This window comes from Sulfitobacter sp. HI0129 (genome assembly GCF_001635395.1).
Taxonomy (GTDB): Bacteria; Pseudomonadota; Alphaproteobacteria; order Rhodobacterales; family Rhodobacteraceae; genus Sulfitobacter.
This window is the reverse complement of sequence record NZ_LWGH01001088.1, coordinates 1-1130: the sequence shown is the minus strand read 5'-3', so window position 1 is coordinate 1130 and position 1130 is coordinate 1. Positions and strand designations below refer to the sequence as shown.

3 protein-coding genes are annotated in these 1130 nt (G+C 60.9%); all 3 read left to right on the top strand.

Features of this window, described 5'->3' with window-relative positions:
- The coding region (locus A3764_RS22795; RefSeq protein WP_236628307.1) for a DUF6915 family protein at positions 1–356 on the top strand (356 nt) is incomplete at its 5' end.
- A gap of 100 nt (positions 357–456) precedes the next feature.
- Positions 457–759, top strand: coding sequence for a hypothetical protein (locus tag A3764_RS22790; RefSeq protein ID WP_067920587.1), 303 nt, complete (start codon positions 457–459; stop codon positions 757–759).
- Positions 760–883: 124 nt separating this feature from the next.
- The coding region (locus A3764_RS22785) for a DUF736 family protein (protein WP_150122426.1) at positions 884–1130 on the top strand (247 nt) is incomplete at its 3' end.

Here is a 1130-nt window from a genome sequence, read left to right as displayed (position 1 = left end):
TCGCGCTCTTCACGCACCGAGCCATGCGCCACCACGCTCAAGGCCTTTTTGAGGCCGAACGTGTCTTCGGCTTGACCCTGACCAATAGCGCAGGTCGGGACATTCCCCTGCGCTGGATCGGCGAGCAGCATATCCGTGAAGACTGCCAGGGCCGCATTCCGAGCATGGCGGACTGGCTGCGACGGATCCAGCCTGAGCCATGGATGGCCAATGGCCATATCGACCGGCATTCTGGCGATGAGCCCTGCGGCGACCCAAGGGTTGCCTGGGCCTCCGAGGTCGCCGCCGGAAGAACGGTTCTTGGCCTGAAGGATTGGATGGCGGCGCGCGCGACGCAAGCCACGCAAGGTGCCTGACAGATCTCGGTCGTTTGCCAAACGAATGCTGCATGGAAGCCCGGTTGGACGACCGGGCTTCTTGCGTCGTTTCCCCACCATTCTTCGTAAGGAGGACCCCATGACACTCGATGACATCAAGGCGGCCGTCGATGCCGGCCAGACAGTGCATTGGGCCAATACCGGCTACATTGTCCACAAGGACCGGCTTGGTCAGTACCTCATCACCTATGTGCCGAATGGTAGCTGCATCGGTCTGACCGACCGGGGCGGGCACCGGTTGAACGGAAAAGAGGCGGAGTTCTTCATCGCGCGATTGGAGGACGGCGCGGAAAATCCGGGCAGCCAATCAAGACCAGACGGGCAGGGGAGGGGCGTAACACCAGGAGGCGCGGGGGCATTCCCACTCGGACGGCAGCTCTGACCTGTGGGCGGGGCTGAAAGGAAAGCAAGCTTTCTGATTTGTGATCCCTCAAGGGGTCGAGAAAGCAATCCCGGATGCGTTGGCAAGAACGTCAGGCACCGGCCAATCNAAAAGGAACCATCCCATGTTCGCAGGAACCCTCACCCGCAATGTCGAGACCGCAGCCGTTCAGTACACCGGCATAATCCATTCGACGCGCTTTGACATCGCCATCCAGTTGGAGGCGCGGGCCAAGATGTCTGAACGCAGCCCGGATTTTGACGTGACGGCAGTCAACAAATCAGGCCGCAAAGTGCGCATCGGCACGGCCTGGAACGAGACCGGCAATACCAGCGGCAACCCCTACATCTCGATGCAGATCGATGTCGGCT